Source organism: Azospirillum sp. UFLA03-27, assembly GCF_059803775.1.
The window spans coordinates 1-8073 of sequence record NZ_JAUQTX010000286.1; the positions used below are offsets into that span (position 1 = coordinate 1).

At 67.9% G+C, this 8073-nt stretch carries 8 protein-coding genes; 5 read left to right on the forward strand and 3 right to left on the reverse strand.

The genetic code is table 11. From position 1 onward, the window contains the following. Window positions 1-205 precede the first annotated feature (205 nt). The gene (locus tag Q4I23_RS28095; protein ID WP_454017651.1) at window positions 206-1072 is read right to left on the reverse strand and encodes a cell envelope integrity EipB family protein; all 867 of its coding nucleotides are present in this window, start codon (window positions 1070-1072) and stop codon (window positions 206-208) included. 105 nt (window positions 1073-1177) lie between these two features. Between Q4I23_RS28095 and Q4I23_RS28100 the strand changes: the two genes are divergently transcribed. The 5 genes from Q4I23_RS28100 (at window position 1178) to Q4I23_RS28120 (ending at window position 7041) form a co-directional block, all read left to right on the forward strand. Further along, complete coding sequence (locus Q4I23_RS28100) at window positions 1178-2164, forward strand: 2-hydroxyacid dehydrogenase (protein WP_498528388.1); 987 nt, start codon at window positions 1178-1180, stop codon at window positions 2162-2164. A 249-nt stretch (window positions 2165-2413) separates the two neighbouring features. Continuing rightward, window positions 2414-3208 (forward strand): GGDEF domain-containing protein, encoded by a 795-nt coding sequence (locus Q4I23_RS28105; protein ID WP_454017653.1) that lies wholly within the window; start codon window positions 2414-2416, stop codon window positions 3206-3208. A gap of 107 nt (window positions 3209-3315) precedes the next feature. Then, entirely contained in the window at window positions 3316-5052 is a 1737-nt protein-coding gene (locus tag Q4I23_RS28110) for a sensor histidine kinase (protein WP_498528390.1), read from the forward strand. 186 nt (window positions 5053-5238) lie between these two features. Next, window positions 5239-5616 (forward strand): response regulator, encoded by a 378-nt coding sequence (locus tag Q4I23_RS28115; RefSeq protein WP_041812620.1) that lies wholly within the window; start codon window positions 5239-5241, stop codon window positions 5614-5616. A 27-nt stretch (window positions 5617-5643) separates the two neighbouring features. After that, entirely contained in the window at window positions 5644-7041 is a 1398-nt protein-coding gene (locus Q4I23_RS28120) for a PleD family two-component system response regulator (RefSeq protein ID WP_454017655.1), read from the forward strand. Between the two features lie 124 nt (window positions 7042-7165). Here the strand turns inward: Q4I23_RS28120 and rpmG are convergent, their stop codons facing one another. Together rpmG and Q4I23_RS28130 are read right to left on the reverse strand one after the other, a co-directional pair. Continuing rightward, complete coding sequence (gene rpmG, locus Q4I23_RS28125; RefSeq protein ID WP_012974790.1) at window positions 7166-7333, reverse strand: 50S ribosomal protein L33; 168 nt, start codon at window positions 7331-7333, stop codon at window positions 7166-7168. A gap of 160 nt (window positions 7334-7493) precedes the next feature. After that, a partial coding sequence (locus Q4I23_RS28130; protein ID WP_498528389.1) for a S41 family peptidase occupies window positions 7494-8073 on the reverse strand: 580 nt, incomplete at its 5' end.

Sequence of the window (8073 nt, forward strand, 5' to 3'; positions counted from 1 at the left end):
GGTCTGGAACACCTGTCCCACCAAAACCTGCTTCTTGGCCATAGGAAAACCCTCATCCTGCTGTCGATGCGCGACACGAATCCGCGGCGGTGTGGTCACGCACCATGCACAGTTTAGGCCAGTTTCCTCAAAAGATGGCAAAATGAATTGTAACGAAATGCGCCATGGGCTGTGACCTTTGCATTCGCGCCTCTGCGTACGGCGGTCAGCAGCCCGATTTCGGCAGGGCCTCCACCTTCTCCAGGATGGCGTTCACGGTGAAATCGCCGTAGTCGATCTGCATGGATTCGGCGACGCCGTTCTGCAGCAGCCGCAGGCTCATCTCATACTCCGGCTGGGCCGAATCGCTTTTCAGCGGGAAGAAGGCCATGCGCACCGGCCACGCCTTCTTGCCCTTCAACAGCGGGTCGGCGCCGTCCTCCTTGGCCTGGATGGCCGCGCCGATGACCGTGGACACCTCGGTCGCCCCTTCCGAATCGGCGCCGTCGAAGACGACCCGGTTGAAGAAGGTGTCACCCGCGCTGGCGTGGTCGAGCACCGCCAGGGTGTGGGCCGTCGGGAACATGGTGTTGGGGGGCAGTTCCATGTCCTGGGGCTCCGGCTTGGAGAAGGCGGCGGTGCCGCTGCCGTCCTTGGCCAGCCGGGCGTCGCCGCGCACCTCCTCGTCCTCCTCCCCGTTGATCAGCTTGCGGACGTTGAAGCGGTAACGCTGCCCGTCCTTGGCCTCCCACGTCGTGTAGTTGGTGGTCATCGCCATCTCATCGCCCTCGGCGTAGACGAAGCGGAGCTGGAAGCGCTGCTCCGTCGTCCAGCCGTCGCAGGCGTCGGCCCATTCGAACAGCATGCGGCCCCGCACGTCGCTGACCTTGGAGCTGTTGCGGGCAGACAGCAGCGACATCTTGTAGACGGCACGATGAGGCAGGATGTTCGCCGCCGCTCCCACCGCCGCGCCGGCCGCATTGGCGGGGGCCGCTTGGGCCGCGCCGGTGACGGGAAGGGCAGTCAGGGACACCAGGAACGCGCCGAAGGTCGCGCAAAGGGCGAGGCGGGCGGCGGAGCGGCGGTTCTGCAAAGCGACATCCACAGGTGATTGGCAGCGTCGGATGGATTATGGGTGTTTCGGCGTCGGAGCGGAAGGCCCGACCCCCCGAATAAACGGAAGGCTGAGGACAGAAACATGCGCAGCGACTCTCCCGCATCACGGCCCGCACTCCTGGTGACCCGGCGCCTGCCCGACGCGGTGGAGGCCCGCGCCACGCGCGATTTCGACGCCCGGCTGAACCCGCAGGACCGCGCGCTGTCCGGTGCCGACATCGCCGCCCTGGCGGGGGAGACCGGCGCCGAGGGCATCCTTTGCACCGCCGGGGACCGGCTGGACGCCGCGGCCATCGCGGCCTTGCCCGAGGGCGTGCGGATCGTCGCCACCTTCTCCGTCGGCACCGACCATATCGACCTGAAAGCGGCCAAGGCCCGCGGCCTGATCGTCACCAACACCCCGGACGTGCTGACCGATGCGACCGCCGACATCGCGCTGCTGCTGATGCTGGGCGCGGCGCGGCGTGCGTCGGAGGGCGAGCGGATGATCCGTGCCGGCGCTTGGACCGGCTGGACGCCGACCCAGCTTCTCGGCACCCATCTGGGCGGAAAGCGGCTGGGCATCATCGGCATGGGCCGAATCGGGCAGGCGGTGGCGCAGCGGGCGCGGGCCTTCGGCATGACCATCCACTACTCCAACCGGCGCCGTCTGCCCGCGGAGCAGGAGGCCGGCGCGGTTTACCATGCCGACCCCGAGGCGATGCTGGCGGTCTGCGACGTGCTGTCGCTGCATTTCCCGGCGACTCCGGAAACCACCCACTGGCTGAACGCGGAGCGGATCGAGCGCCTGCCGCCGGGGGCCATTGTGGTCAACACCGCCCGGGGCTCCGTCGTCGATGACGAGGCCCTGATCGCCGCTCTGGCCAGTGGGCGGCTGGCCGCCGCCGGGCTGGACGTGTTCGAGAACGAGCCGAACCTGCACGCCGGGTACCGCGGGCTGGAGAACGCCTTTCTGCTGCCGCATCTGGGCAGCGCCACGGTGGAAACCCGCAACGCCATGGGCTTCAAGGCGCTGGACAATCTGGACGCCTTCTTCGCCGGGGCGGCGGCGCCGGACCGTGTGGTGTGAGGGTGTTACGAGGGGGGCCGTCCGATCCCGGACAGGCCATTTGTTCGAAAGCCGTTCAAAAGAGAAAATAAATCAAAAATAGATAAAATTTTCCGTAATGGGCCGTTCTCCGGGCAGAATCTGCCCAGGGGGCGGCCTTGCCCGGCAGAAGTTGCCGGGACGAAAGGCCTAGGCTCCTGAAAATCCTCATGTGGCACGGCGATTGCTGTGAATTCGGCGCAGCCAGTGCCGATCATGTGGAGAAAGCCCATGAGCGCCGTCGTGACCACCCAGGACCCGGACGTCATTGCCGCCGATCATCACGACGGACTGCCTTTCGACCGTGGGACCCACGACCGTCTGCTGCGAATGCCCCCTTTGCGTGGCTCCCGCATCGCCCATTCGGCGGTGCCCGTGACCGTGGACGCTTCGGCCCTGGAAAGCCAGCTTGCCGAAGCCCGCGCCACCATCGCCGAGCAGCGTGAACGGATCGCCTATCTGGAAAGCCTGTCCATGACGGACGAGCTGACGGGGCTGCTGAACCGCCGCGGCTTCTTCAGCCATTTCCGGCGCGAGATCGCCGCCGCGCGGCGGCAGCGGGCCAAAGGAAACGGCAAGGGCGGCGGGGTGCTGGTCATCATCGATCTGGACGGCTTCAAACGGATCAACGACACCCATGGCCATATGGCCGGCGACGCTTATCTGCGCCAGATCGCCCGGTTGCTCGTCGGTGCGGTCCGTGAGGAGGACGTGGTGGCCCGCCTGGGCGGGGACGAGTTCGCCCTGCTGCTGACGAACACCGACGCGGCCTGCGGCGCCGCCCGTGCCCGGCAGATCGCCACGACGGCGTGCCGGCGCGGCGTCCAGTGGAGCAACGCCGAACTGCCGATCCGTTTCTCCTTCGGGGTGCAGTCCTATGGGGCCGACGACCGTGAGGAGGAGGTGGTCCGCCTTGCCGACTCCCACATGTACCGCAACAAGGCCGGACGTCGCCCACGCTCGCCGGGGCGTAAGGCCGGACAGCCCGTCGCGCGATCCACGGCGAACCGGCGGGCCACCGCCTGAGCCGGGCCGGCGCGCGACCCCCGGATCGGTCAGCCTGTCGCACCCCCCAGGCTGCGCTTGACCGGACGGTGATCCCACCGCAGCATCTGCACCTTTCCGTCGCAAAGGTGCCCGCTCTGAACACGTCTTCGGATCGCCCGAATCCCCCGTCGCCCCACCCCCCGGCCGAGCAATCTTCCATCCACGCTGCCGCCGACGCGATACAGCCGCACGGCGCCCTGGTGGCGTTGCGCAGCGATGGCGCGACGATCCTGGCCTGCAGCGCCAACACGGCGGAATTCCTCGGCTTGGCTCCGGAGCGGCTGTTGGGCCGCAGCGTCGACGTGCTGGAACTGCCGGAGCTTGCGGCGCTGCTGGAGGGATTGGCCGCCTTGCCGCCGGGCCTGCGGGCTCTGGGGCTGCATGCGGTCGTGACGCCGCCGGGTGGGGAATCGCTTCCGGCGTTTCTTCACGAGCATGGCGGGCGGGTGATCCTGGAGGTGGAGCGGCCGTCCGCCGGACCGGAGAGCCGCGGCGCCGCGGCGCCGCCGCCCGGCCCGATGCCGGGGCTTGCCACCCTCCGCGACGCCGCGGGACTGGAGGCGATCGCCGCCCACACCGCCCACACCGTCCGCCGTCTCACCGGGCTGGACCGGGTGATCGTTTGCCGCTTCGACGCCTCGGGCAACGGCGAGGTGGTGGCGAAGGATCAGGCGCCGGATTGGAACCAGGCCGCCCCGGACCTCCATCCCGGAGCGGCCCTGCCGGCGGCCGCCCTCGATGGCGCCCCGGACGCGAGCCCACGGGTGCGCGTGATCCCCGATCATGCGGCGGAGCCGGTTCCCCTGCTGCACGCCGACGCCACGGTTCCGCCGCCCGATCTGGCCCACGCGCAGTTGCGCAGCCCGGCGCCGGCCCGGCTGGATTTCCTGCGGCGGATGGGGGCGGGGGCGGCCCTGACCGTGCCGGTCGTCCATGGCGGAAAGCCGTGGGGGGTGATCTCCGGTCATCACCGGCGCCCTCATGGGGTGCCGCTGGCCACGCGGATGCTGGCGGCCATGGCCGCCGACGCGCTCAGCCTGATGCTGGACACCGCCGAACGCGCCGTGGAGCGCGAGCGCCGCGTCGCGCAGGCGGCGCGGCAAGCCGAGGTGAACCGGGCCAAGTCGGACTTCCTGACCGGGATGAGTCATGAGCTTCGCACCCCGCTGAACGCCATCATCGGCTACGCCGACTTCCTGCTTCATCCGGGAATCGGCCCGCTGACCGACCGGCAGCGCGATTGCATCGGCAACATCCGCGCCTCGGGCGCCCATCTTCTGGAACTCATCAACGACGTGCTGGACCTGTCGAAGATCGAAGCGGGGCATGTCGCGTTGCACGAGGAGGATGTGGACGTCGCGGTCGTGGTGGGCGAGGTCTACGCCCTTCAGGAACTGTCGCTGACGTCTGCGGGGCTGACCTTCGACGCTTCGTTTCCCCGGCCGCTGCCGCGCTTGCGCGCGGATCGGCGATCGCTGCGGCAGATCCTGCTGAACCTGCTGTCCAACGCGGTCAAGTTCACCCCGGCGGGCGGGCGCATCGCCATCGACGTGACGCGCGCGGAGGATCTGACTGGAACCGGCCTGCGCATCGCCGTGATCGATACGGGAATCGGCATCCCTGAGGAGCACCGCCTCACCGTGCTGGAGCCCTTCCGTCAGGTGCCGGGCGAACGCATCCGCAACGGCGCCGGAACCGGTTTGGGCCTGTCCATCGTGCGCTCCCTGGTGGAGGCCCATGGCGGGTGGCTGGCATTGTCCAGCACGCCGGGGCAGGGAACGCGCATCGACCTGCACTTCCCGCCGGAGCGGGTGATCGCATGAGGGAATCTGTGGAATCATGGGGACTTCGCGGCCGGCGGCGGATCGCGGGCGGTATCGCTAACGACAATTTAACCGTCGCGGCGGGACAGTGAACGGGCTATACCGGTCTCTCCGGGTGTGGTCGCTGCAAGCAGGAGCGCGGGTGGCACGATGCTCGCGGAACCGAACAGCCCCAAGAAGGCGCCGATGGACGACCGAACCGTGAAGCGTGTCCTGATCGTCGAGGACAACGAGCTGAACATGAAGCTCTTCCACGATCTGCTGGAAGCGCACGGCTACGCGACGCTTCAGACCCGCAGTGGGATGGACGCCCTGGCCATGGCGCGGGAGCACCGTCCGGATCTGATCCTCATGGACATCCAACTGCCCGAGGTGTCAGGGTTGGAGGTCACGCGTTGGATCAAGGACGATCCGGCGCTCAAGTCCATTCCGATCATCGCGGTGACCGCCTTCGCCATGAAGGGGGACGAGGAGAAGATCCGGGAAGGCGGTTGCGAGGACTACATCGCCAAGCCGATCTCGGTGACGAAGTTCCTGGAAGCCGTTCAGAAGTTCCTCCGCTAACCTGTTACGGGATCGGTCGCACGTTCCATGTCCGCTCGCGTCCTCGTCGTCGACGATGTCCTTCCGAACGTGAAGCTGCTCGCGGCGAAGCTGACGCGCGAGTATTTCAACGTCATCACCGCCAGCAATGGTCCCGAGGCGCTGGAGATGGTGCGGCGGGAGTCGCCGGACATCGTCCTGCTCGACGTCATGATGCCCGGCATGGACGGGTTCGAGGTGTGCGAGAAGATCCGCTCCGATCCCACGACCATGCACATCCCGGTGGTGATGGTCACCGCCCTGTCCGACGGAGCCGACCGCGTGCGCGGGCTGGAGGCCGGAGCCGACGATTTCCTGACCAAACCGGTCAATGATGTCGCGCTGTTCGCGCGGGTGCGGTCGCTCGTCCGCCTGAAAATGATGATGGACGAATGGCGGCTGCGGGAGACGACCTCCGGCCAGCTGGGGGTTCTCGAGCCGACGGGCACGTTGAACAGCGAGTCCTTCGAGAGCGCCCGCGTTCTGGTGCTGGAGGATTCGCGTCTCGATCTGGACAAGGTCACCGAGACGCTGAGGCGCGACCACGCCCACGTGATGGCCGCCGACACCTGCGCCGCGGCGCTGGAGCGCGCGCAGGGCGACGATCTCGACCTCGTGGTGATCAGCCTGACGCTGATGAACGAGGATGGCCTGCGGCTGTGCTCCCAGCTCCGCTCTCACGAGCGGACCCGGCAGCTACCGATCTTGCTGATGGTGGAGGAGGGCGACCTGACCCGCGCCGCCAAGGGTCTGGAACTCGGCGCCAACGACTACATCAGCAAGCCCATCGACCGGAACGAGCTGCTGGCCCGCGCCCGCACCCAGATCCGGCGCAAGCGCTATCAGGAACGTCTGCGCGCGAACTACGAGCAGAGCCTGTCCATGGCGCTGACCGACAGTCTGACGGGCGTCTTCAACCGCCGTTACATCAACGCGCATTTGCCGCGGCTGCTGGAGCGGGCGATCGACAACCACAAGCCGGTGGCGATCCTGCTGTTCGACATCGACCATTTCAAGGTCGTCAACGACAGCTACGGCCACACCGTGGGCGACGAGGTGCTGAAGGAGGTGTCCAACCGCGCCAGCCGCAACCTGCGCACCTTCGATCTGGTGGCGCGGCTGGGCGGCGAGGAGTTCGTGGTCGTCCTGCCGGACACCGATGCCGAAGCGGCGCTGACGGTGGCGGAGCGGCTGCGCGGACGGATCGCCGACACGCTGTTCAAGGTGTCCGCCGACGTGGGCGAGATCCCGGTCACGGTGTCGATCGGCGTGACGGTGGGCGGCCGGCTGGGCGACACCGCCGAGGGGCTGATCCGCCGGGCCGACGAGGCGCTGTACGAGGCCAAGCGCGCCGGGCGCAACTGCACCATCGCCGATCCTCCCGCCAAAGCCCTGCTGTCGCCCTGACGGATGCCGCCCTAACGGATGTCACCCTGACGGAACCGAGCCCGGCAGAGGAGGCAAGGCAGCATACGGACAAGCAAAAGGCCGCCAGAAGGCGGCCTTTCTGATTCCGGCAGTCCGGGAAACCTTACTTGATCTTGGCTTCCTTGAACTCGACGTGCTTGCGCGCCACCGGGTCGTACTTGCGGAACGACAGCTTCTCGGTGGTCTTCTTCGGGTTCTTCTTCTTCACGTAGAAGAAGCCGGTGTCAGCCGTGCTCACCAGCTTGATGAGGACGGTGTTCTGCTTCGCCATGATCTCAATCCCGACTAAAAATCCGTGACCCGCCAGCCCGGCGGGGCGGCGTCGTAGCGGGGGAAGATACCCGCTACAGCCGCGATGTCAAGCCTTTGTAAAGTGGCTGGAAGGGCCGATCCGAGTCCTTTTTTTACCGCAATTCTGGACGGAAAACGACTTAGCGCTCCGCCACCGTGTTGGTGGAGGACAGGGCGACCGCGCGCTGGTAGAGCGCCGGTTCGGCGAGGAGGCGCAGCGCCACCTTCAGGTCCAGTTCCGGCTCATGCTCCTTCCAGGGGCAGGCTTCGCGCAGGCGGGCCAGCGCCTCCTCATCGTCGGCGGCGCGGGCGCGCCAGCCGGCGAACTGGGTCATCGGACGCGCCCGCCCGTCGCGCAGGTCGGACAGCAGGGCGATGGGGTCGTCCTGGCCGGTGCGGCTGGTGCAGACCGTCGGCTGCACGCCCTGGCGGTGCAGGGTGTAGCCGGCGGGCGTGTAGATGCGGCTCCAGGTCAGGAACAGTTCGCCATCGTTGGGCAGGCGTGTCACCGTCTGGACGCTGCCCTTGCCGTAGGAGGAGGCACCCACCACCACCGCGCGGCCCGAATCCTGGAGCGCCGCCGCCACCACCTCGGCGGAGGAGGCGGAACGCCCGTCCACCAGAACCACCAGCGGCATGCCTTCGGCGATGTCGTCGGGGCCGGCCTCGAAGCGCTGACGGCTGTCGGGGTGACGGCCCTCGGTCGTGATGATCTTGCCC

Excerpts from the sequence above, each read along its gene's own strand:
- Q4I23_RS28100 (WP_498528388.1), top strand. The coding sequence starts at position 1,178 with ATGCGCAGCGACTCTCCCGCATCACGGCCCGCACTCCTGGTGACCCGG.
- Q4I23_RS28105 (WP_454017653.1), top strand. The coding sequence starts at position 2,414 with ATGAGCGCCGTCGTGACCACCCAGGACCCGGACGTCATTGCCGCCGAT.
- Q4I23_RS28115 (WP_041812620.1), top strand. The coding sequence starts at position 5,239 with ATGGACGACCGAACCGTGAAGCGTGTCCTGATCGTCGAGGACAACGAG.
- Q4I23_RS28120 (WP_454017655.1), top strand. The coding sequence starts at position 5,644 with ATGTCCGCTCGCGTCCTCGTCGTCGACGATGTCCTTCCGAACGTGAAG.
- rpmG (WP_012974790.1), bottom strand. The coding sequence starts at position 7,333 with ATGGCGAAGCAGAACACCGTCCTCATCAAGCTGGTGAGCACGGCTGAC.